Genomic DNA, 21,427 nt, shown 5'->3' with positions numbered 1-21,427 from the left:
TCCCTGCGATGGTCGCATCGCGCTTCAACCAGATGCCGGCAAGCTGCTCGCCCCACGCGATGCTGTCTCGGGCCGAAGAATGATGCCGCTTCGCCACGTGTTTGCCATGCCCTGCATCGGTATGGCTATCTGAATTCGTCAGGCTGCCTGCTGTGCCGCGCACGGGAGCCGACGATGGGCATCTCTTTCAACCTGGCCTCCGCTGCAATGCAGCTGGATGGTCGCGTCGGTGCCTGGGCGGAATCGCGGGGATGCTGGGCGTCCGTACTGCATGAATTCGTTTGCTTTGGCGCCAAGCAGGCCTCTGCCTGTCTGTTCGGCGGCTGTATGGTGCTGCTGCTCGGGCTCACCTGGGCCTTTTATCCGCAGCACTTTGTGCTTGCGCGCTACGACTTCCTCACGCTGGCGGCACTGGCCATCCAGTGCCTGTTGCTGGTGACGCGGCTGGAAACAGTCGAGGAAGCGAAGGTGATCCTGCTGTTCCATCTGGTCGGCACAGCGATGGAGGTATTCAAGACCGCAGTCGGATCGTGGGTCTATCCAGGGCACGCCTTGTTGCACATCGGTGGCGTGCCGTTGTTCACGGGCTTCATGTACGGCTCGATCGGCAGCTACATCGCCCGCGCATGGCGTCTGTTCGATTTCCGCTTCACCCGGCATCCGCCCTTGGCCTGGACGATGTGGCTGGCAGCGGGGATCTACGCGAATTTCTTCACGCACCATTTCTTGCCGGACGTGCGTGTGCCGCTGTTCGCTGCTGTGGCGCTGCTGTTCGGAAGGACATGGGTCCATTTCCGCATACGCCACGTGCACCGGCGCATGCCCCTGCTGCTGGGATTCGGGCTGGTGGCTCTATTCATCTGGATCGCGGAAAACATCGGGACGTTCACCGCCGCCTGGCGCTACCCAGCGCAACACCAGGGCTGGGTCATGGTGCCGCTCTCGAAACTCGGCGCGTGGTTCCTGCTGATGATCATCAGCTATGTGATGGTGAGCACGGTGGCGATGAACCGGTCCGCGCAGAAGAAATGAAAAGGGCCGGGACGCGCAATGCATCCCGGCCCCGCCTTTTCCGCGTCGCCGTCAGTCTGTAGACGCCACGATGTACTGCTCGAGCTTGCCATCCGGCAGCATGTAGGTGGAGACGGAAAGCTTCGTCTTGGAGAACTCCACAATGTAGGCGCGCATCTGCATGCCGCCGCGCAGGCGCGTGGCGCGCAGGGTGAACGCCGTAGGCTTGCCCAGCGGTGCGAGGCTGGACTGGTAATCCTTCAGCGCCGTGGCGTCGAAATAGCTGTTGCCGTTGGGGCTGAACAGGCTGCGGTCGATCTTGCCGTGCTGCAGGCCATCGAAGATCGTCTCGGCTTGTGCGAGCGCTTTTGTCGAAGCGGCATCGTGCACTTCGAACATGGCCTTGGCGACGCCGACGCCGATGGTGCCGAAGGCGCCCACCGCATCCTGGTTGGTCAGCACCACGACGGCCGTGCGGTCGTCGGGGAAGATGTAATTGCCGGCAGTGAAGCCCATGACCTCGCCGTCGTGCGAGATCATGCGGTGGCTGTCCAGGCGGCCGATGAATACGCCGAGGCCGTAGCCCGAGCTCAGTCCGCTGTTGAGTAGAACGTCCGTCTGCATCGCCTGCCACGACGCCGGCGACAGTACCTTCTGGTCGATCATCGCGATGTCCCACTTGGCGAGATCGCTCGCCGTCATCGCGAGTTCGCCCGCGGCGAACATCCAGTGCACGCCTTCCTTCGGCGAGGGACGCAGCGGTCCCAGCGCGTAGCGCGAATAGCCGCGCGCGTCGGCCGCCGGCAGCGCATGCAGGTCGGTGTCGTACGCATCGGTGATGCCGAGCGCCGGGAACACATGCTGCTGCAGGAAGGCGAACGGATCCTGGCCGCTGACCTTCCGCACGATGGCGCCGGCAACCACGTAGCCGGTGTTGCTGTACTGCCACTGCGTACCCGGCGCGAAATCCAGCGGCTTCTTCGCCCAGCCGGCCATGATCTGCGCCGGCGTGGTCGGTTGGCGCATCGCCGGCATCAGGTAATCCTGCGGCCAGTAGTCCTGGTAACCGGCTGTGTGCGAAAGGATCTGGCGTATCGTGATGTGATCGGCATCGGTGAGATCGGGGAAGAACTTCGCGACCTTGTCGTCCAGGCTGAGCTTGCCTTCCTGCTGCAGCAGCAGGATCGCACCTGCGGTGAATTCCTTGCTGATCGAACCGACGCTGTAGCGCATCGCGGACGTGGCCGGCGTCTTCGGATCGAGGCGCGCGTCGCCATAGGCCTTGGCGTAGACGATCTTGCCATCGCGCACCACCGCGACCGAAGCGCTGGGTATGCCCGATTTGGCCAGCGCATCGTTGGCAACCTTGTCGATCTTCGCGGACAGGTCGGCAGGCAAGGCATCCTGTGCAAACACCGATGCGCCGGACGATGCCAGCAGCGCGGTCAGGCAGAGCAGACGGACAAATCCCGGAATCGTTCGCATGGATGGCCTCGGCGCTTGTAAAGAGGCGCACACCATAGCACCGCCCCATCGCCGATCCGCGTGCCGATCGCCATCCGGCCATCCACATTCCGGTCCATGCCGGAAATACTACAAATTCGCCAAACAACCTTGGAAATTGTCGCTGCAACGAGTAGCTTTCGTGGAATCGCAGGCTGCCCGGAACCGAATCCCATGGTCGATACTACGCGCCGCACTTTCATCCTTTCAGGCATCGGATTGGCAGGATCCTGCCTGTTGCCGCGCGCCTTGTGGGCTGCCGGCATCGGCAGCGGGCCAGCGGGAAAGTCGTTGCTTCCTGCGCATGGCGGCGAGTTGCCCGTGGCGCCGCGCGAGCAGTGGCTGCTCGATTTCGACTGGCGTTTCGCGTTCGGCAACGGCGACGATCCCACCAAGGACTTCGGCTACGGGTTCGGCCAAGGCGATTTTTCCAAGACGGGTGACTTCAAGATCGCCACCACGGATTTCGACGCCGCCGGCTGGCGCGCGCTGGATCTTCCGCACGACTGGGCCGTGGAACTGCCGTCCGTCCACGACGACACCGGCGATGACGACACAAGGTTGACCTCGCACGGGTACAAGCCGCTCGGGCGCCGCTATCCGGCGACCAGCGTGGGCTGGTACCGGCGCACGTTCGAGATCCCTGCGAGCGATCGGGGTCGCCGCATCTGGATCGAGTTCGATGGCGCGATGCGCGACATCGTGCTGTTCGTCAACGGCTGCTTCATCGGCCGGCATGACGACGGCTACACGCCGTTCCGCTTCGACCTCACCGATTTCCTCAATTACGGCGGCAGCAACGTCGTCGCCCTGCGCGTCGATGCCAGCTTCGGCGACGGCTGGTTCTACGAGGGCGCCGGCATCTACCGCCATGTCTGGTTGACCAAGATGGACCCGGTGCATCTCGGCCGCTGGGAAAGCGTGGTGCGGTCGGCCGTCGAAGGCGACGCGGCCAGTCTCGAACTGGCCGGCATCGTCGAGAACGAAGGCGGACATGCAGTGCAGGCGTCGCTGGAATGGAGCATCACCGACGCCTCTGGCCGAGTGATCGCACAGGCGACGACGCCCGCGCAGGCGGTTGCGCCCGGCGCATCGACGGACTGCAGGACGACGGCGCACATCGATGCGCCGCAGCTCTGGTCGCCCGATGAGCCGCATCTCTACACGGCCCTGGTCAAGCTGGTCGTCGACGGCGCGACGCGCGACGCCGAGCAGTTTCCGTTCGGCATACGCACGGCGAGCTTCGACCCCGACCGCGGCTTCTTCCTCAACGGCAAGCCGCTGAAGATCCAGGGCACCTGCAACCACCAGGACCATGCGGGCGTGGGCGCGGCTTTGCCGGACCGGCTGCAATCGTTCCGCGTCGGCGTGCTGCAGGGCATGGGCTGCAATGCCGTGCGCACCTCGCACAACATGCCGACGCCCGAATGGGTGGCCGCCTGCGACCGCATGGGCATGATGATGATGTGCGAGACGCGTCATATGAGTTCCAGCCCCAGCGGCATGCAGCAGCTCGAGACCATGGTGAAGCGCTACCGCAACTCGCCATCGGTCATCCTCTGGTCGATCGGCAACGAGGAATGGCGCCTACAGAAGGGTGCGCTGGAACAGCAGGGCGAACGCATCGGCGCAGCGATGGTCGAGCGCTGCCACGAACTCGATCCCACCCGTGTCGTGTCGGCGGCGGTCAACGGCAACAACGAGCAAGGCGTGTCGGACGCACTCGACGTGATCGGCTTCAACTACAACCTGAAGTATCCGGATGTGTTCCACCGGGAGCATCCCAAGCGTGCGGTGTACGGTTCGGAGACCTCCAGCGCCATCGCCACGCGCGGCGAATACGCGACCGATCCGAAGAAGAACACGGTCAACAGCTACGACGGCGTGGTCGAATGGGGCGAAACGCCGGAGCAATGGTGGAGCTTCTACGGCACTCGCGACTGGCTGGCCGGCGGGTTTGCCTGGACGGGCTTCGACTATCGCGGCGAGCCGACCCCGTACGGCTGGCCTTCCGTGAGCTCGCAGTTCGGCATCGTCGACCTGTGCGGCTTCCCCAAGGACTATTACTACTACTACAAGGCCTGGTGGACGAAGGCGCCCAGCCTGCACGTATTCCCGCACTGGAACTGGCAGGGCAGGGAGGGCCAGGAAATCGCGGTGTGGGTCTACAGCAACCTGGACGAAGTCGAGCTGCTGCTCAACGGCAAGAGCCTGGGCATCCAGCAGGTGCCTCGCTTCGGCCACGTGCAATGGAAGGTCGCGTACGCTCCCGGCGTGATCGAGGCACGCGGCCGCAGAGACGGCCGGACCGTATTGGTGGAGCGCCGCGAAACCACCGGAGCGGCGCGCAAGCTGCGACTCACCGCCGATCGTCCGGAGATCGATGCCGATGGGCAGGACGTGGCCATGATCACGGTCGACGTGCTCGACGAACATGGGCGCCCGGTGCCGACGGCGAACAACAAAATCGCCTTCCGCATTTCCGGCGCGGGCAAGCTGATCGGCGTGGGCAACGGCGACCCCAATTGCCACGAAAGCGACAAGGAGCCGAGGCGATCGCTGTTCAACGGCTTGGCGCAGGTCATCGTGCAGTCGGCGACCGATGCCGGCTCGATCCGCATCGAGGCCGTCGAGGAAAGCCCGGCCGCCGAAGCGCTTACGCCCGCATCACTGACCATCGCGACGAAGAGGGCGGCGCCGCGGCGGGTCGTCGCCTAACCTGAAAGCCGGGCGCGCCATTCCGCTATCAGGAATGGCAGCCCATCCGACGTGGCCGGACCGAAGCCGGCGACCTGCGCCGTCAGTGTCCGCCGCTGCTCGATGCGCCGGCCTTCGGCGTGAATGGCGGCTTGGCCAGCCAGATCACCACGATCAGGCTGAGGAAGATCCAGCCCAGCGCGTGCAGGATCTCGTTGAATGCGATCTGGAAGCCCTGCTGCGTGATGATGCCGTTGAGCGCGCTGGCGCCGCGTTGCAGGCTGCCGTGGCCGTACTGTTGCAGCGCTGTCTGCGCAGCCGGATTGAACGGGTTGATCTGCTCGGCGAGCTGTTCGTGGTGACTGACCGCGCGACGCGTCCACATCAACGTGGTGATCGAGGCGGCGAAGCTGCCGCCCAGGGTGCGCAAGAAGGTGGCCAGGCCCGAACCCGCGGCGATCTCGTTGGTCTGCAGGTCGGACAGCAGGATGGTCAACGTGGGCATGAAGAACAGCGCCACGCCCAGGCCCTGCCACAGCTGCACGATCGCCACATGGTAGAAGTCGATCTGCAGGTAGAAGCTGGAGCGCATGAAGCAGGTGGCGCCCATCACCACGAACGAGGCGGCGGCCAGCATGCGCAGGTCGGTGCGCATGGCGTACTTGCCCACGAAGAAGGTCAGCAGCACCGGGATGATGCCCAGCGGCGCGGTGGCGAAACCTGCCCAGGTGGAGGTGTAGCCCAGGTTCTGCTGCAGCCACAGCGGCACCAGCAGCGAGATCGAGAAGAACGCGGCGTAGGCCAGGATCAGCGCCAGCGTGCCGGCGGTGAAGTTGCGGTGGCGGAACAGCTTGAGGTCGACGATCGGATCCTTGTCGGTGAGCTCCCAGATCAGGAATACCGCCAGCGCGACCGCAGACACGATGCTGGTGATCACGATGAACTGCGAGTTGAACCAGTCCTCGTCGTTGCCCTTGTCCAGCACGATCTGCAGCGCGCCCACGCCGACGATCAGCGTGACCAGGCCCACGTAGTCCACCCGCGGGCGCTCCAGCCGCTCCGTCTTGCCGCGCAACTGGTTCGCCACCACCACGCTGGCGAAGATGCCGATCGGCACGTTGATGAAGAAGATCCACGGCCACGAATAGTTGTCGGTGATCCAGCCGCCCAGGATCGGGCCGGCGATCGGCGCCACCACGGTCACCATCGACAGCAGCGCCAGCGCCATGCCGCGTTTCTCGTTCGGATAGGTACCGATCAGCAGACTCTGCGTGATCGGATACATCGGCCCGGCCACCGCACCCTGCAGTGCGCGGAACAGCAGCAGCATGCCCATGCTCTGCGACACGCCGCACATGAACGAGGTGAACGAGAACAGCAGGGTGCACCACACGAACAGCTTCACCTCGCCGAAACGGCGGGTGAGGAAGCCGGTCAGCGGCAGCGCGATCGCCATGCTCACCGCGAACGAGGTGATGACCCAGGTGCTCTGGTCGTTGCTCACGCCGAGGTTGCCGGCGATGGTCGGCAGCGACACGTTCGCGATGGTCGTGTCCAGCACCTGCATGAAGGTGGCCAGCGACAATCCGATCGTGGTGACGGCGAGATTCGGTGGACGGAAATGGGTGCTCATGGAACCGTGCCGGTGATGGATTCAACAGGTTCCCTCTCCCTGGAGAGGGTGCCCGAAAGACGGAAGAGGGTACGGGCGAGCGTGGCGTCACCGGTTCGCAGAACCCTCTTCCGGCCCCTCTCCAGGAAGAGAAGGGCCTGATGCTTACTTGCCGCTGCCACCCGCCATGTTGGCGTGGATGATCTCGCTGATCAGCGCGTCGGCCTTGGCCGCCTGCTGCTCGTACACGTCGGTGCTGAAGGCTGGCTGCGTCGGCGGTTGCTGCGCCAGCATCGGGCCGTTCTGGTCGTGCAGGTTCACCGCCACGTCCAACGACATGCCGATACGCAGCGGATGCTTGTCCAGCTGGGCGGGGTCGGTGAAGACCACGCGCGCCGGGATGCGCTGCACGATCTTGATCCAGTTGCCGGTGGCGTTCTGCGCGGGCAGCAGCGAGAACGCGCTGCCGGTGCCGATACCCAGGCTTTCCACCTTGCCGTCGTACTTCACCGAGCCGCCGTACACATCGGAGGTGATCTCCACCGTCTGGCCGATGCGCATGTGGGTGAGCTGGGTTTCCTTGAAGTTGGCGTCGATCCACACCTGGTGCAGCGGCACCACGGCCATCAGCGGCGTGCCGGGCGCGATGCGCTGGCCCAGCTGCACCGAGCGCATCGCCACGTAGCCGGTCACCGGGGCCACGATGGTGGTGCGCAGATCGTCGAGGTAGGCGGAGCGCAACTGCGCGGCCGCGGCCTGCACGTCGGGGTGCGAGGCGACCACGGTGTCGTCCACCAGCACCTTGTTGGTCTGGTACTGCTGCTCGGACGTGATCAGCGCGCTCTGCGCGGCGGTCAGCGCGTCGCGTACATGCGACAGCTCCTCGGCGGAGATCGCGCCGGTCTTCGCCAGTGCCACGCGGCGGTCGTAGTCGGCCTGCGCTTTCTGCACCGCCACCTTCTGCACCGCCACGCTGGCCTCGGCGCCGTTGACCGCGCTGTACAGGCCGCGCACCTTGCGCACGGTGGCGGCAAGGTTGGCCTTGGCGCTGGCCAGCGCCACGTCGGCGTTGGACTTGTCGAGCTTCACCAGCACATCGCCCTGTTTCACCAGGTCGCCGTCGTCGGCGCCGATGGTGACCACGGTGCCGGGGATCTGCGGCGTGATCTGCACCACGTTGCCGCTCACGTAGGCATCGTCGGTGCCTTCGTACCAGCGGCCGTCAAGGAAGTACCACACGGCCCAGGCGATCGCGGCAAGCACCACGACCACGGCGAGCGCGCGCAGCAGGAAGCCGCGCTTGTTGTTCTGCGGCGCAGGGGCCGCGGTGGGATTCTGGCTGGACATGGGTCTGCCTCAGTGATGCTGTTCGGATGCGGGGGAATCGGGGGTGTTCGACGTCGGCGGCGACTGGTCCGCACCGGGGCGGTAGCCACCGCCGAGCGCGAGGATCAGTTGCACGGACTGGTCGCTTTGCTGTGCCTTCAGCGTGGCCATGCGTTGCTCGGCCACGAGCAGTTGCTGGCGCACGGTGAGCGTTTCCAGGTAGCTGCCCACGCCGGCCTTGTAGCGCTGCTCGGCGAGCTGCTCGGCGTCCTGCGCCGCGGTCAGCGCGCGTTGCTGCGCTTCGGCCTGCTGCTGCAGCGACTGCAGGGCGTCGACGTCGTCGGCGACATCGTTGATGGCGCGTACCAGGGTCTGGTTGTACTGGGCCACGGCGAGTTCGTACTGCGCGTCCTTGCCGGACAGGTTCGCACGCAAGCGGCCGCCGTCGAAGATCGGCATGCTCACCGCCGGTGCCACGTCGTAGAAGCGTGCCGGCAGCTGGAACAGGCTGGCCTCACCCATCGAGATCAGACCGACCATCGCGCCCAGGTTGAGGTTGGGCAGGAACTGGGTTTTGGCGGCCTTGATGTCCTTGCCGGCGGCTTCCACGTGCCAGCGCGCGGCGACCAGGTCGGCGCGATGGCCCACCAGGTCCACCGGCAGGTTGGCCGGCACGGCGAGCTCGGCGGGCGACAGCAGGTGCGGGCGGCCGATCTCGCGGCCGCGGTCCGGGCCCTTGCCCAGCAGCACCGAGAGCGCCGACTGCGCGGAATCGATCGCGCGGGCGGCCACGGCCAGCTGCTCCTGCGCGCTCGCCACTTCGGCATCGCCCTGCTTCAGCTGCATCTGATTGTCGATGCCGGCGGCCACGCGCTGCGCGGTGAGCCGGTGCGCGGCATCGGCGCGCTGCAGCTCGGCCTTGGCCAGATCCTGCTGGGTATAGGCGTAGCCCAGTTGCACGTAGGCACGGGCCAGATTGGTGGAGAGCTCCACGCGCGCGGCGCGGGCCTCGACCTCGGCGGCGCGGGCCTGGCCCACCGCCGCTTCCCAGGCGGCGCGCTTGCCGCCCCACAGGTCGATGTCCCAGTTGAAGCTGCCGTACACGTAGCGGGCCGGCGTCAGGTGGCCGTTGCCCAGCCCCGGCAGAGTCGTGGGGATGCGCGCGTCGGCCACGCTGCCGCCCACGTTGAAGGTGGGTTGGCGCGCGGCGTCGCTCGCGCCTGCCACGGCCTGCGCCTGGTGCGCACGGGCATCGGCCACCGCCAGCGAGGGATTGTCGGCCAGCGCTTCGGTGATCAGGGCGTCGAGCTGGGGATCGCCGAGACCCGTCCACCAGTCGGCGGACGGCCAGGTCGCATTGGCCGGCATGTTCGCCAGGCTTTGCGTGGTCTTCAGCGAGGACGGGTCGATCGGCGTGCCGTCCGGATGCAGGCCGCCGCCGCTGGCGCAGCCGGCCAGTGCGATGGTCAGTCCGACCGCTGCCGCAAGGAGATGCAGGCGCATGAGCTTTCGGTCTCGTTGGAAAGTCAGTTCTTGGTGCGGAGCGCGCTAAGCACGCGTTCCAGGTAATCGTGCAGCTGCGCGCGCTCGTCTACGCTCAGCGAAGCCTGCGCCGCGGCCAGCACCCGATCGTTGCAGCTGGTGAGGTGTTGCCACAGCGCGTTGCCTTCGGTGGTCAGTTCGATGCGCAGTGCGCGCCGGTCCTGTTCGTGCGGGCAACGGCGCAGGTACCCCTTGCGCTCGAGCTGATCGAGCTGGCGCGTCATCGCGCCGCCATCCAGTTCCACTGCGCGGGCCAGTTCGGTGGCGCTCATCGGCCCCAGCAGGGCCAGCCGCTTCAGTATCAGGAACTGGGTGAATTTCAGATCCAGACCCTTGGTGGCGATTTCCGCCTCCATGGCACGTACCAGTTCGGCGCGCACGAGACCCAGCAGCACGCCGAGGCTTTCGCGGAGAGGGGCGATGGTGGTCGATTCGGTGTTCACAGACGCGCATTCTATTGCCGCGAGAATATTTGTCAAGGCAAATATGTGTAAGGCCAATTTTGTTTCGGCAAAATTTAACCGTGGCCCGTCCGTCGCGCCTCCAGCTCGTCCTGCACCAGCCGGCGCAGGGCGGTATCGCGAAGAGTGAACAGCTCGAAGACGCCCAGGGCCTGCAGCGTGGGGAGCACGGCCAGCAGGCGGGGTTCGGCGCGGCGGCGCACGGCTTCGGGTGTGGCCGGATCGAGCATTTCGTGGGCGCAGGCAACGAAGGTTTCCAGCGGCGAACGGAACGGGGCAGCGACAGACAGCGTGGACGTGGACATGCGGGTTTCTCCGGTAGGGCGCCGGGATGGCGACAGGGAGGTGGGGAACCGCGAGCGACGGCAGCGGCGACGCAAGCCAGCGGCAGGCGCTGGTGGCGCCCGCCAGCTTACGCACGCAGGCCTGCGAACTGATAACGTTATTTGGTCAACAAATAGCGAGAAGCGGACATGGGCACCTGGCATGAGCAGTTGCACGACCGTATCGAACGCGCCGACGGCCCCGCCGTGATCGCCTACTGGGACGAAGGCGAGGCGGTCAGCGAGCAGCGCGGTGAAACCCGCATGCACGACTGGCACCGCCATGTGCGCGGGCAGATCTACTGCATCGAAAGCGGCCTGGTACATGCACGCACCCGCTACGGTTCGTGGCGACTGCCGCCGCACCGCGCGGGCTGGATGCCGCCGGGCGAACTGCACACGGTGAGCGTGAGCGGGCCGATGAGCGGCTGGGGCGTGTTCCTTGCACCCGAAGCCTGTGCCGGCCTACCCGGGCGCCCCTGCGTGATCGGCAGCAGCGAACTGTTGCGTGCGCTGGTCCGGCGCGCCAGCAGCTGGGTGTTCGCCGAACGGCTGGAACCGGAGCAGGAACGGGTATGCGCCGTGCTGCTGGACGAACTGCGCCGCGCTCCGCAGGAACCGCTGCACCTGCCGATGCCGGTCGACCGTCGCCTGCTGCGCATCGCCCACGCAGTGCTGCAGGCGCCCGAGGACAACCGCAGCCTGGAATCCTGGGCCGAGCGCGCAGGCCTGTCGGTGCGCAGCCTCAGCCGGCTGTTCCGCCACGAGACCGCGCTCAGCTTCGCGCAATGGCGGCAACAGGCACGGCTGGGCAGCGCGCTGGAACGGCTGGCCGAAGGCATGCCGGTGGCGCAGGTGGCCGAGGCCACCGGCTACGCCAGCACCAGCGCCTTCATCGCCATGTTCCGGCGTGCCTATGGGCAGTCGCCGGCCCGCTACTTCGAACGGGCGATGACGCTGGCCGGTTGAGGCACGCTCATCCATCGCGGGCTGATGACCAGTGCGCTGCCCGAACGCGAAACCCATGCGGCCACGCTTCCCGGCACATCAGTCGCATCTATCGCCCGAATCACGAAAACCGTCTTGGCTTATCGCTGCGCGCGGGCATAGCATGCGAAGACGCCTGTCCGCGTTGCCATGAATGGGGAAGTTGCCATGTTCCGTCCGTTGCTCACCGGTTTGTTCGTGCTCAGCCTGCTGCCTGCCACCGCCATGGCGGACGACAGCGGCTTCTGGCAAACCCCCACCATCGCCAGTGCCGGCAAGATCCACGCGCTGCCGCAAGCCGCCTACCAGCCTGATCGCAACGCCACCTATAAAGTGGTGTTCAGCCTCACCAAGGCCTCCGACAAGCCGAACCAGGTCAACCCCGCGCTGGATCGCGTGGCGCGCTCGGTGAACCTGTACGTGCAGGCCGGCGTGCCGCTGGACCACCTGAAGTTCGTGGCCATCGCCTATGGCCCGGCCACGCCGATCGCGCTCAGCGACGCCGCCTATCGGCAGCAGTTCGGCGTGGCCAACCCCAACCTGCCGGTGATCGAGGAGCTGCGCAAGCACGGCGTCGACGTGGCCGTATGCGGGCAGGCGTGGGCTGAGCACAAGTTCGACTACCTCTGGATGGACAGCCACGTCACGCTGGCGCTGTCCGCGCTCACCACGATCACCGAACTGCAGCAACAGGGTTATGCCCTGATGCCCCTCTGACACGGGAGACTCTCGGACCATGGAAAGGCCCGACGTCGATCAGGCGCAGCACTCGCCTGATCGAGCGGAGCCAAATCCGGCCAAGCCGGATTCGGCGAGCCTGAAAAGTGCAGGACGCACTTTTCAGGCATCAAACACGCGCTCCTGCTCTGAAAGAGATACCCGATGAAACGAGCACTCTCACGACCCCTGTGGCTGGCCGCCTTGCTCGGTATCGCCTGCACCACCCAGGCCGCCACCCAAACCAAACCCGACTACCTGCCGCCGTGGAACTCACCCCCGGAAGGCATGCAGTTCAGCGTGCCGCCGTTCGATGCCATCGCCGACCTGCACGGCGACGTGGTCGATCCGCAGCTCACGGTGTTCTTCGCCGGCAACCAGTTCATGGTGGTGCACGACCTGGTCGCCGCCTTCAAGCAGGCGCACCCCGAATACCAGCGCGTATTCGTGGAAACCCTGCCGCCCGGCATCCTTGCCAAGCAGATCGACAGCGGCGTGCTGGTGATGGGCAACCTGCGTCTTGCCTTGAAGCCGGACGTCTATACGGCCGGCAAGGGCGCGGTCGAGCGCCTGCAGGGGCAGCACGGCTGGTTCGCAGCCAGCGCCGACTACGCGCGCAATCCGTTGGCGATCCTCGTGGCGAAGGGCAATCCCAAGCACATCGAAGGACTGAAGGACCTCGGCCGCCCGGACGTGCGCGTGAGCATGCCGAACCCTGCGTGGGAAGGCATCGCGAAACAGATCGAGGATGGCTACCGCAAGGCCGGCGGCGACGCGCTGGACCGCGCCATCATGGTCACCAAGGTGCAGGACGGCAGCACCTTCCTCACCACCATCCACCACCGCCAGTCGCCGCTGCGTGTGTTGCAGGGCGAATCGGACGCGGCACCGGTGTGGTCGACCGAAGCGTATTTCCAGCAGCAGATCCTGCATCACCCGGTGGAGACAGTGGTGATACCTGCGGCGCAGAACGCGGTCGGCATCTACACCGTGGCGCGTCTGAAGGCTGCGCCGCATCCGCAGGCGGCGAAGGACTTCTTCGACTTCATGCAAGGCGCGACGGCGCAGGCGATCTACCGCAAGTACGGCTTCCAGCCGCCGAAATGAGGTGACGCTGATGTTGCGCATGTTCGGGTTTCTCGTCCTGCTATTACCACTGGCCGCCAGCGCCACCGATGCTGCCGCGATCACACAACAGGGCAACGGCAAGGGCGCCGCGCCATGCATGGCCTGCCATGGCCCGGCTGGCGGCGGCATGGACATCAACGGCTATCCCCGGCTGGCCGGCCTCGACGCTGCCTACCTGCAGAAGCAGCTCGACGACTTCGCCAACGGCACCCGCGCGAATCCGGTGATGCAGCCGAACGCCAGCGCGCTGAGCGAGGACGAGCGCGCCGCGCTGGCGAAGTACTACAGCGCCCTGCCCTTGCCCGCACATCCGGCCGCTTCGGCGGCAGCCAAGCCCGGCGCCGATGGCGAACGACTCGCCACGCGCGGCGACTGGAGCCGTGCTCTGCCCTCGTGCACGCAATGCCACGCGCCCGGCGGCGTGGGCGTGGGCGCGAACTTCCCGCCACTGGCCGGCCAGCCAGCCGGCTATATCGCCTCGCAGCTGCGCGCATGGCGACAAGGCACGCGCCATAACGATCCTCTGCAGTTGATGCAGCACGTCGCCAAGCAACTCACGCCACAGGAGATCGACGCCGTGGCCGGCTGGTTCGCCGCGCAGCCGCTGCCTGCCAAAGGGAGCGCGCCATGAAACAGCTGCCTTTCTTGTTGCTCGGTGCACTGATGCTGACGGCGTGTTCGCGTCCGGCCACGGAAGCCCCCGTTGCTGCGAAGCCTGCATCAACCGCCAGCGTCGCCAGTGTGTCGTCGAAGAGCAAAGCCGCACCCGCCTTCACGCCGCCCGCCGAAGCTGATATTCCTGAAGGTCCCTTGGGCGACGAGATCCGCCTCGGCCGCGCGATCTTCACCGACACGCCGACCCAGGCACACGACTACGTGGGCAACGGCCTCAGCTGCAGCAACTGCCACCTCGACGCGGGCCGCCTCGCCGACTCCGCGCCGCTGTGGGGTGCCTGGGGCATGTACCCGCAGTACCGCAAGAAGAACGGTCGCGTGAACAGCTTTGGCGAGCGCCTGCAGGGCTGCTTCCGCTTCAGCATGAACGGCAAGGCACCACCGTTGGACAGCGACACCATCGTGGCGCTGGAAAGCTACGCGTGGTGGATGAGCAAGGGTGCGCCGAACGGCGTGAAGCTGGCCGGTGCGGGCTATCCCAAGCAGGGCTTCAAGCCGCCGCAACCACCCGACTACGCGCGCGGCGCCACGGTATACGCGAAGGATTGCGCACTGTGCCATGGCGACGACGGCCAGGGGCAACAAGTGAACGGTCGCAACGTGTTCCCGCCGCTGTGGGGGCCGCAGTCCTTCAACTGGGGCGCGGGCATGCACGAGCTGGACAATGCCGCCGCCTTCATCAAGGCCAACATGCCGCTCAGTCGCGGCGGCACGCTGAGCGACCAGGATGCGTGGGACGTGGCGATGTACATGGACGCGCACGAGCGGCCGCAGGATCCGCGCTATGCCGGCGATGTCGCTGCCACGCGCGCGAAGTACCACGACACGCCGATGTCGATGTACGGCACCACGGTGAACGGTCACCTGCTCGGCAGCGGGGCGGCGAAGTGAATACCCCCGTGCATCGCCTCACACCCGCGTTCGGCGTGGCCGGGCAACTGCAGGCGGGCGACATCGCCGAGCTGGCCGTGCAAGGCTGGCGCAGCCTGGTCTGCAATCGCCCCGACGGCGAAGCGGCGGACCAACCTGCCAGCGCCGAGCTTGCACAAGTCGCGGCAGCGCAGGGCCTTGCGTGGCGCCACCTTCCCATCGTCTCCGGGCAATGGCGCGACGCCGATGTGGCCGCGTTCGCCGATGCGCTGCGCACGTTGCCCGCGCCGGTGCTGGCGTTCTGCCGCACAGGCACGCGCTCCATTAACCTGTGGGCCCAGGCGATGGTAGGTACGCTGGACAACGAAGGCATCGAGCGCGCTGCCGCCGATGCCGGTTACACCTTGAACCCTGCTGTGTTGCGTCGTGTACCGGATACGTCGCCCTGATGTTGGCCGACCTGTTGGCATTGGCCTGCGGCTCTCTGGTCGGATTTTCGTTGGCGTTGATCGGCGGCGGCGGCTCCATCCTCGCCACGCCGATGCTGCTCTATGTGGTGGGTCTGCACGATCCGCACCTCGCCATCGGTACCAGCGCGGTGGCGGTGGCGTCCAATGCCTTCATCAACCTCGTGCCACACGCGCGCGCCGGCCACGTACGCTGGCCTGCTGCATTGACGTTCGCCGCCACGGGCGTGCTGGGCGCGTTCGCCGGTTCCACGCTGGGCAAGCGCGTGGACGGCCATCACCTGCTCGTGCTGTTCGCCATGCTGATGCTGGTGGTGGCGGCGCTGATGCTGCATGGACGGCGCAATGCGGCGGGCGGCAGCTATCCGAAGCCGCGGTTGTTTCCACGGCTAGCCGCCACCGGTTTCGGTGCGGGTGCGTTGTCCGGCTTTTTCGGCATCGGCGGCGGCTTCCTGATCGTGCCGGGCCTGATCTTCGCCAGCGGCATGGAGATCATCGCCGCGATCGGCAGCTCGCTGGTCGCGGTGGGTGCGTTCGCCTCCACCACGGCGATCAATTACGCCGCCTCCGGCCTGGTCGAGTGGCGCGTGGCGGGGCTGTTCGTGGCAGGCGGCATCGCTGGCGGCTGGCTGGGCGCGCGCCTTGCGTCGCGATTGGCTCGCACACGTGGCGCGCTCAATCTAGTGTTTGCAGTCGCGGTGGTTGTGGTGGCGGGTTATATGCTGGTGCGGAATCTGCACGTCTGAGCCTCGGCTTTACAGGCCTCAAGGCATCGTGTCCCTATCCGTGAAGAACAAAAACAAGATTAATAAATAGAAAGCTTCAACAAGAAGTGCCGGAAGAAAAGCTTTTGTCGCACGACTACCGAACCACCAGTCTTTCAAAGAATCCGTCGGAGCTTTTCTGTATATCTCCTTGCCATTAAATTTAATGGCGCTGACATACGGCACATTTTCCGCATCCATTTTAATCAAAGACATGGCAACTGTAATCTTTTCTCCTCTTGGGATGTCTTTTGTATGGGCAAAACAAGATGCATTGCCTCCGCTGTAATCCAGGCTGCACTCGATTTGAGTGTTATCAAGCCAAGTTATAAAATTTCGTCCGTACTGCTTGTACGTGTAAATTCCAGTAACTTCCTTCGTTTGGCTGAAAGCTTCCAGGCTTGGCGCTAAATTTTTTAGCTTTTCGTTTTGATATGCGAATACTGCCCAAAAAATAACTACCCCGATCGCGACCTTGAAAAGCGTCGAAAAAGGCATGGCTTCAAACCTGTTCCGAAGAACTGCGTGTGATGATGAGGCTTGATCTCTCTTGCACCGGGGTATTTGCAGCGCCGCTTGTCCGCCCGAACGGATCGCAAGATCGCATGCATATCACTTCGGCTGCCCCTTCACGTAGGTGTCGAACAACTCGTCGATCCGGCGATACTCGTCGTACCAGTCGTCCGCGTGCTCGAATTCATGCCGCTCCAGCGGATACAACGAGATCCAGAAATTCTTCTTGTGCAGTTCGACAAGCCGCTGGTACAGACGGATCGAATCGCTGGCCATCACGTTGTCGTCGATCAGGCCGTGCTCGATCAGCAGCGGATCCTGCAGGTTCTTCGCGTACTCGATCGGCGAGCTGGTCTTGTAGGCCTCGGGGTCGAGCTGCGGATCGTTGAGGATGTTCGAGGTGTACTCGTGGTTGTAGGTGACCCAGTCCGCCGGCGGGCGCAGCGCGGCACCTGCGGCGAATTCGCCAGGCGCACGCAGCAAGGCCATCTCGGTCATGAAGCCGCCGTAGCTGCCGCCGTAGATGCCGACGCGCTTGGGGTCGACGCCATGGTGCTTGACCAGCCAGGCCTTGCCGTCGAGCAGGTCTTCCAGTTCCGGGTGGCCCATGTCGCGGTAGATCGCGTCGCGCCAGTCGCGGCCGTAACCGGCGGAGCCGCGGTAGTCCATGTCCAGCACCACGTAGCCCTGTTGCACCAGCAGGTTCTGGAACATCTGTTCGTGGATGTAATAGGTCTCCTGCTTCGACACATCCTGCAGGTAGCCCGCGCCGTGCACGAAGATCACTGCGGGGCGCGGGGCGGCCGCATCGGTTTCGCCAGCGGGGCCATAGTACTTGGCGTAGACCACGCCGGCGCCATGCGAGGAAGGCACGGCGACGAATTGCGGCTGGATCCATGCGTGGGCGGCGAAGCCGCTCTTCATGGTGTCGGTGAGTTCGCGCGGCGTGCCGCCGGCGGAAGGCTGCACCGCGAGTTGGCTCAGCACATAGGGCGCGGAGTGCAGCACGGCGAGCTGCTTGCCGTCGGGCGATAGCGTGAAGCTGTCCACGCCTTCGTATTGCGTCACGCGGGTGAGTTCGCCGCCGCTCGACGGCACGCGGTATACGTCGTAGCTGTACGGCGCCAGCTTGTTCGCCAGCAGGTAGAACCACTTGCCGTCCGTGCTGAGTTGCGGCTGGCTCACTTCGAACTTGCTGTTGTCGGTGAGTGCTTTCGCGGCACCGTCCAGCGGCTTCACGTAGAGGCGCGACCAGCCACCGGCCTCGCTCAGGTACCACAGCGTGCGGCCGTCCTTGAGCCAGCCGAAGTCGTTGAAGCTCCAGTTGATCCATGCGTTGTCGTGCAGGCGGTCCTGCGACACCAGTGCATGGGTGGCGAAGTCGACGCTGGCGATCCAGCGATCCTTGTTGTCGACGGCGCGCAGTTGCACGGCGGCCTGGTTGCCGTCGTCGCTCCACGCGATGCCACCGCCATTCCCATCGCCGCTTATGGTCACCGGACGCACGTCGGGTGCCTTCAGCGCCTTGGCTTCGTCGTCGTGGCCGCTCTTTTCCAGCGCCGCGATGGTTTGTGTGCGGATCGCCTTCAGCGGGTCGTCCTTGATGCCGGGCAGATTGTCGGTCTTGAGCGGCCAGACCTTGTGCGAAGCGAGATCGAGCAGGAGCAACGATTGCGACGCGGGATCATTGCGGCCCACGTAATTGCGCGCCGGCTCCGCCTCCGTGTAGCCGGAGTCGGTGACGTAATGGATCACGTCGGGCGACTTGCCGTCGCCGTGGTGCGCGGGTTCGGCGACCACCAGCATCCAGCGGCCATCGGGCGAGAGTTCGGTATCCGCGGCCTTGATCTTGTCGCCCAGCCAGAACGGCTGCGGCACGCGGCCGGGGTCAGCGGCGGCCAGGGTTTGCTGTTGCGTGCGGTGTGCGTCGCGGTCGGCCTTGATCTCCCGCAGTGTGCTGAAAGTTTCGAGCTGCTGGCGTTCCAGTGCGTCGGGTTGATTCGCCTGCGGGTCGTCGGCGAACTTCAGGACCGCAGCAGGCGCGGTGACGCCGCTGGCGAGGTCATAGCTGTACCAGTCGTTGCCGTCGCGGAATTGCAGTGCGCGACCGTCGGCGGAGAACTGCGGTGCGGATTCGGGCCGCGGCGAGCGCGTCACCTGCGTGCGGTGCCCGCTGGCGAGATCGACGAGGAACACATCGCCATGCAGCAGGAAGGCCGCGTGCGTATGGCCGCGGTCGAACACGGCTGGCCCCTCGGCCTGCGCCATGGCGGCGGGATCGAGCTTGCCGCCCGCACCATCGTTCGTCCCTAGGCGATAGAGGTCGCGCACACTGTCGCCATCGCGCTTCAGCGCGTAGTACAGGCTGCGGCCGTCCACGCTCCAGTACGGACTCTCCACCGGGTGGCCGATCCAGTCGGGACTGGCCATGATGGTTTCCAGGTCCAGCGGGCCGGCCGCCGGCGTCGCCGCGATGGCGGTGGCGGTGGCGGGCAGCGTGGCTAAGGTGATCAGGCTGGCGAGCAGCAGGCGGCGCATGGGTGTTCCCGGCGGCATAAAGAAATCAGCATAAACGAGTCCGCGGCGCGTGCGGCCGCCCCAGTGCCGGAAGTCAGGTGCGCCGGTGGCGTGCGCGGGAGTACGCTCGAAAGCTGATCGACTTGCCGGAGAAGCCGCATGCGCCCCGTACTTGTCCTTTCCATCGCATTGCTTGCCGGCATCGCGGCCTGTGCTGCCGACGCTCAGCAGATTCCTGAGCCGCCGCAACACGATGTGTCATTGATCGACGGCCACGGATCGCAACTGCCCGCCTCGCCGCAGCGCGACGACGCCAGCGTACTGCACGGCGTGCGCGTGCCCGATCCCTATCGCTGGCTGGAAGATGGCGATGCGCCTGCAGTACGGCAGTGGATCGCCGAACAGAACCGCTACACCGACTACACGCTGGGTACGATGCCTGACGGCAAGGCGCTGAATGCGCGCGTACAGCAGTTGGCGATCACTTCCGTCACCCGTTCCTCGCCGCTGCTGGCCGGCGGCACGCTGTTCTACCTGCAGGAAACGCCACCGCAGCCGCAGCCGCAATTGATCGCGCAGCCGTGGCCGGACGGTGCGCCACGCGTGCTGGTGGATCTCAACGCCAGCGGTGGCAACACCGCGATCACCGGCTACTGGCCCTCGCCCAGCGGTCGCTACCTCGCCTACGGCACCGCCGAAGGCGGCAGCGAACTCACCACCTTGCACGTGCTCGACGTCGCCACCGGCAAGACCTTGCGCGATGCGCTGCCCTGGGCCGGCGGCGGCACCACGCCACAGGGCGTGGCCTGGGATGCCGACGAAAAGGGCTTCACCTATGTGCGATTCCCGTTGCCGCCCGCAGGCAAGGAGGTGGTGCAATTCAACGCTGCCCTGGCGCATCACGCGCTGGGCGATGCGCAGGCAAAGGACAGGGTGGTATTCGGCAAGGATTTCTCCAAGGTGGCCGAATACCGTCTGCTGGCTTCGCGCGACGCGAAGCAGCTTGCCGTGCTGGCGAACACGGGCGACGGCGGGCCGGCCGAAGTGTGGCTGCGCGAAGGTTCGCAGTGGAAGAAAGCGTTGGGCGACGAAGCCGACGTGCGCTTCGCCGATTGGGTGGGCCAGCAACTCTACGTCGCCAGCTTCGCAGGCGCACCGCATGGCAAGTTGCTCGCGGTGGATGCGAATGGCAGTGCGCATGAAGTGCTGGGCCAGCGCGAAGGCGCGCTGCAGGGCGTGGCGCCGGTCGCCGACGGCTTCCTCGTGGTGCGCAGCTGGGGGCCGGACTGGTGGGTGGAGCAGTACGACCGCGCCGCGAAGTTCGTGCGCCGCCTGCCGTTGCCCGCGCATGGCATCGGCGTCGGCGGCATCGCCGCCGAGCAGGGACAGGATCGTGCGCTGATCGGTTACGGCGGCTGGACACTGCCTTCGCGCTGGGCGGAATACGACGCCAAGGCCGGCACGCTCAAGACCGTGTTCGAGGTGAAGGCCGCCGCCGATTATTCGCAGATACAGACGTACCGCATCGATGGCACTTCGAAAGACGGCACGAAGATCCCGGTCACCGTACTGGCGATGAAGGGCGTCACGCCAGACGGCGCCCGCCCCGTCATCCTCTACAGCTACGGCGGTTACGACCTGCCCGTGGTGCCGAACTTCGTCGGTCCGGAGCTGGCGTGGCTGGAACGCGGCGGCGTGCTGGCTTTCGCCAACATCCGCGGCGGCAACGAGAACGGCGAGCTGTGGCACGAACAGGGCCAGAAGCTGCGCAAGCAGAACGTGTTCGACGATTTCCATGCCGCCGCGCTGGCGCTGGTCGACACGCACTGGACCGACCGCAGGCACCTCGGCATCCTCGGCGGCAGCAACGGCGGCCTGCTGATGGGCGCCGCGCTGGTGCAGCATCCGCAGGACTACCGTGCCGTGGTGAGCATGGTGGGCATCTACGACGTGATCCGCCACGAGACCGAATCCGCCAACGGCGCCTATAACGTGCCCGAGTACGGCACGGTGGCCGACCCGGCGCAGTTCAAGGCCACGCTGGCGTATTCGCCGTTGCAGAATGTGCAGCCGCACACCGCCTATCCCGCTGTGCTGATGACCACCGGCGCGAACGATCCGCGCGTGTCGCCATGGCAGTCGCGCAAATTCACCGCCGCGCTGCAGAACGCCAGCACCTCGGGCCTGCCGGTGCTGCTGCTCACCCGCATGGACGCCGGCCACGGCGTCGGCGCGCCCTTCAGTCAGCGCGTGGGCAACACGGCGTTGATGCTGACGTTCTTCGCGCAGGAGCTGGGTTTGCCGGAGAAGTAAT

At 65.8% G+C, this 21,427-nt stretch carries 18 protein-coding genes; 10 read left to right on the top strand and 8 right to left on the bottom strand.

All coding sequences use genetic code 11. The features are described 5' to 3' along the window. The first annotated feature begins 174 nt into the window (after nucleotides 1-174). Nucleotides 175-1,032: a DUF817 domain-containing protein gene (locus IHE49_RS06370; RefSeq protein WP_192156002.1), complete on the top strand. Its 858-nt coding sequence runs from the start codon at nucleotides 175-177 to the stop codon at nucleotides 1,030-1,032. A gap of 51 nt (nucleotides 1,033-1,083) precedes the next feature. Here the strand turns inward: IHE49_RS06370 and IHE49_RS06365 are convergent, their stop codons facing one another. Beyond that, nucleotides 1,084-2,496, bottom strand: a complete 1,413-nt coding sequence (locus IHE49_RS06365; RefSeq protein WP_192156000.1) for a serine hydrolase domain-containing protein — start codon at nucleotides 2,494-2,496, stop codon at nucleotides 1,084-1,086. A gap of 192 nt (nucleotides 2,497-2,688) precedes the next feature. Between IHE49_RS06365 and galA the strand changes: the two genes are divergently transcribed. Further along, nucleotides 2,689-5,232, top strand: coding sequence for a beta-galactosidase GalA (galA, locus tag IHE49_RS06360; protein WP_192155998.1), 2,544 nt, complete (start codon nucleotides 2,689-2,691; stop codon nucleotides 5,230-5,232). Between the two features lie 82 nt (nucleotides 5,233-5,314). On the opposite strand, the gene IHE49_RS06355 is transcribed toward galA, so the two are convergent. The 5 genes from IHE49_RS06355 to IHE49_RS06335 form a co-directional block, all read right to left on the bottom strand. Then, on the bottom strand, nucleotides 5,315-6,844 hold the full coding sequence (locus IHE49_RS06355) for a DHA2 family efflux MFS transporter permease subunit (RefSeq protein ID WP_192155996.1): 1,530 nt from the start codon (nucleotides 6,842-6,844) through the stop codon (nucleotides 5,315-5,317). Between the two features lie 144 nt (nucleotides 6,845-6,988). Continuing rightward, the gene (locus IHE49_RS06350) at nucleotides 6,989-8,170 is read right to left on the bottom strand and encodes an efflux RND transporter periplasmic adaptor subunit (RefSeq protein WP_192155994.1); all 1,182 of its coding nucleotides are present in this window, start codon (nucleotides 8,168-8,170) and stop codon (nucleotides 6,989-6,991) included. Nucleotides 8,171-8,179: 9 nt separating this feature from the next. After that, complete coding sequence (locus IHE49_RS06345) at nucleotides 8,180-9,652, bottom strand: efflux transporter outer membrane subunit (protein ID WP_192155993.1); 1,473 nt, start codon at nucleotides 9,650-9,652, stop codon at nucleotides 8,180-8,182. A 23-nt stretch (nucleotides 9,653-9,675) separates the two neighbouring features. Then, on the bottom strand, nucleotides 9,676-10,134 hold the full coding sequence (locus IHE49_RS06340; protein ID WP_192155992.1) for a MarR family transcriptional regulator: 459 nt from the start codon (nucleotides 10,132-10,134) through the stop codon (nucleotides 9,676-9,678). 74 nt (nucleotides 10,135-10,208) lie between these two features. Further along, entirely contained in the window at nucleotides 10,209-10,457 is a 249-nt protein-coding gene (locus IHE49_RS06335; protein ID WP_192155991.1) for a hypothetical protein, read from the bottom strand. Between the two features lie 168 nt (nucleotides 10,458-10,625). On the opposite strand from IHE49_RS06335, the gene IHE49_RS06330 reads away from it, so the two are divergent. The 7 genes from IHE49_RS06330 (at nucleotide 10,626) to IHE49_RS06300 (ending at nucleotide 16,065) form a co-directional block, all read left to right on the top strand. Further along, nucleotides 10,626-11,444 (top strand): helix-turn-helix transcriptional regulator, encoded by an 819-nt coding sequence (locus tag IHE49_RS06330; RefSeq protein ID WP_192155990.1) that lies wholly within the window; start codon nucleotides 10,626-10,628, stop codon nucleotides 11,442-11,444. A 186-nt stretch (nucleotides 11,445-11,630) separates the two neighbouring features. Beyond that, nucleotides 11,631-12,179, top strand: coding sequence for a DsrE family protein (locus IHE49_RS06325; protein ID WP_192155988.1), 549 nt, complete (start codon nucleotides 11,631-11,633; stop codon nucleotides 12,177-12,179). Nucleotides 12,180-12,344: 165 nt separating this feature from the next. After that, entirely contained in the window at nucleotides 12,345-13,286 is a 942-nt protein-coding gene (locus IHE49_RS06320) for a substrate-binding domain-containing protein (RefSeq protein ID WP_192155987.1), read from the top strand. Nucleotides 13,287-13,296: 10 nt separating this feature from the next. Beyond that, the gene (locus IHE49_RS06315) at nucleotides 13,297-13,938 is read left to right on the top strand and encodes a c-type cytochrome (protein ID WP_225578211.1); all 642 of its coding nucleotides are present in this window, start codon (nucleotides 13,297-13,299) and stop codon (nucleotides 13,936-13,938) included. Continuing rightward, a complete protein-coding gene (locus IHE49_RS06310) occupies nucleotides 13,935-14,873 on the top strand; it encodes a c-type cytochrome (protein WP_192155985.1) in 939 nt (312 codons plus the stop codon). Before IHE49_RS06315 ends, IHE49_RS06310 begins: the two co-directional genes overlap by 4 nt. Beyond that, complete coding sequence (locus IHE49_RS06305; RefSeq protein WP_192155984.1) at nucleotides 14,870-15,301, top strand: TIGR01244 family sulfur transferase; 432 nt, start codon at nucleotides 14,870-14,872, stop codon at nucleotides 15,299-15,301. Before IHE49_RS06310 ends, IHE49_RS06305 begins: the two co-directional genes overlap by 4 nt. Next, nucleotides 15,301-16,065 (top strand): sulfite exporter TauE/SafE family protein, encoded by a 765-nt coding sequence (locus IHE49_RS06300; RefSeq protein ID WP_192155983.1) that lies wholly within the window; start codon nucleotides 15,301-15,303, stop codon nucleotides 16,063-16,065. The genes IHE49_RS06305 and IHE49_RS06300 overlap by 1 nt, the downstream gene beginning before the upstream one ends. An 18-nt stretch (nucleotides 16,066-16,083) precedes the next feature. Here the strand turns inward: IHE49_RS06300 and IHE49_RS06295 are convergent, their stop codons facing one another. After that, nucleotides 16,084-16,581, bottom strand: a complete 498-nt coding sequence (locus IHE49_RS06295; RefSeq protein ID WP_192155982.1) for a hypothetical protein — start codon at nucleotides 16,579-16,581, stop codon at nucleotides 16,084-16,086. Between the two features lie 114 nt (nucleotides 16,582-16,695). Beyond that, a complete protein-coding gene (locus IHE49_RS06290; protein ID WP_192155981.1) occupies nucleotides 16,696-19,134 on the bottom strand; it encodes a prolyl oligopeptidase family serine peptidase in 2,439 nt (812 codons plus the stop codon). A gap of 138 nt (nucleotides 19,135-19,272) precedes the next feature. Between IHE49_RS06290 and IHE49_RS06285 the strand changes: the two genes are divergently transcribed. Beyond that, the gene (locus IHE49_RS06285) at nucleotides 19,273-21,426 is read left to right on the top strand and encodes a prolyl oligopeptidase family serine peptidase (RefSeq protein WP_192155980.1); all 2,154 of its coding nucleotides are present in this window, start codon (nucleotides 19,273-19,275) and stop codon (nucleotides 21,424-21,426) included. The last annotated feature ends 1 nt before the right edge of the window (nucleotide 21,427 follow it).

This window comes from Rhodanobacter sp. 7MK24, from assembly GCF_014842995.1.
Classification (GTDB): domain Bacteria; phylum Pseudomonadota; class Gammaproteobacteria; order Xanthomonadales; family Rhodanobacteraceae; genus Rhodanobacter_A.
The sequence above is the reverse complement of the archived record's forward strand: the minus strand, read 5'-3'. Positions and strand labels throughout refer to the sequence as shown.

Coding starts and splice junctions, on each gene's coding strand:
- IHE49_RS06350 (WP_192155994.1), bottom strand. CDS start 8,170: ATGTCCAGCCAGAATCCCACCGCGGCCCCTGCGCCGCAGAACAACAAG.
- IHE49_RS06335 (WP_192155991.1), bottom strand. CDS start 10,457: ATGTCCACGTCCACGCTGTCTGTCGCTGCCCCGTTCCGTTCGCCGCTG.
- IHE49_RS06365 (WP_192156000.1), bottom strand. CDS start 2,496: ATGCGAACGATTCCGGGATTTGTCCGTCTGCTCTGCCTGACCGCGCTG.
- IHE49_RS06285 (WP_192155980.1), top strand. CDS start 19,273: ATGCGCCCCGTACTTGTCCTTTCCATCGCATTGCTTGCCGGCATCGCG.
- IHE49_RS06290 (WP_192155981.1), bottom strand. CDS start 19,134: ATGCGCCGCCTGCTGCTCGCCAGCCTGATCACCTTAGCCACGCTGCCC.
- IHE49_RS06370 (WP_192156002.1), top strand. CDS start 175: ATGGGCATCTCTTTCAACCTGGCCTCCGCTGCAATGCAGCTGGATGGT.
- IHE49_RS06310 (WP_192155985.1), top strand. CDS start 13,935: ATGAAACAGCTGCCTTTCTTGTTGCTCGGTGCACTGATGCTGACGGCG.
- IHE49_RS06300 (WP_192155983.1), top strand. CDS start 15,301: ATGTTGGCCGACCTGTTGGCATTGGCCTGCGGCTCTCTGGTCGGATTT.
- IHE49_RS06295 (WP_192155982.1), bottom strand. CDS start 16,581: ATGCCTTTTTCGACGCTTTTCAAGGTCGCGATCGGGGTAGTTATTTTT.
- IHE49_RS06330 (WP_192155990.1), top strand. CDS start 10,626: ATGGGCACCTGGCATGAGCAGTTGCACGACCGTATCGAACGCGCCGAC.
- IHE49_RS06320 (WP_192155987.1), top strand. CDS start 12,345: ATGAAACGAGCACTCTCACGACCCCTGTGGCTGGCCGCCTTGCTCGGT.
- IHE49_RS06345 (WP_192155993.1), bottom strand. CDS start 9,652: ATGCGCCTGCATCTCCTTGCGGCAGCGGTCGGACTGACCATCGCACTG.
- IHE49_RS06315 (WP_225578211.1), top strand. CDS start 13,297: ATGTTGCGCATGTTCGGGTTTCTCGTCCTGCTATTACCACTGGCCGCC.
- galA (WP_192155998.1), top strand. CDS start 2,689: ATGGTCGATACTACGCGCCGCACTTTCATCCTTTCAGGCATCGGATTG.
- IHE49_RS06355 (WP_192155996.1), bottom strand. CDS start 6,844: ATGAGCACCCATTTCCGTCCACCGAATCTCGCCGTCACCACGATCGGA.
- IHE49_RS06325 (WP_192155988.1), top strand. CDS start 11,631: ATGTTCCGTCCGTTGCTCACCGGTTTGTTCGTGCTCAGCCTGCTGCCT.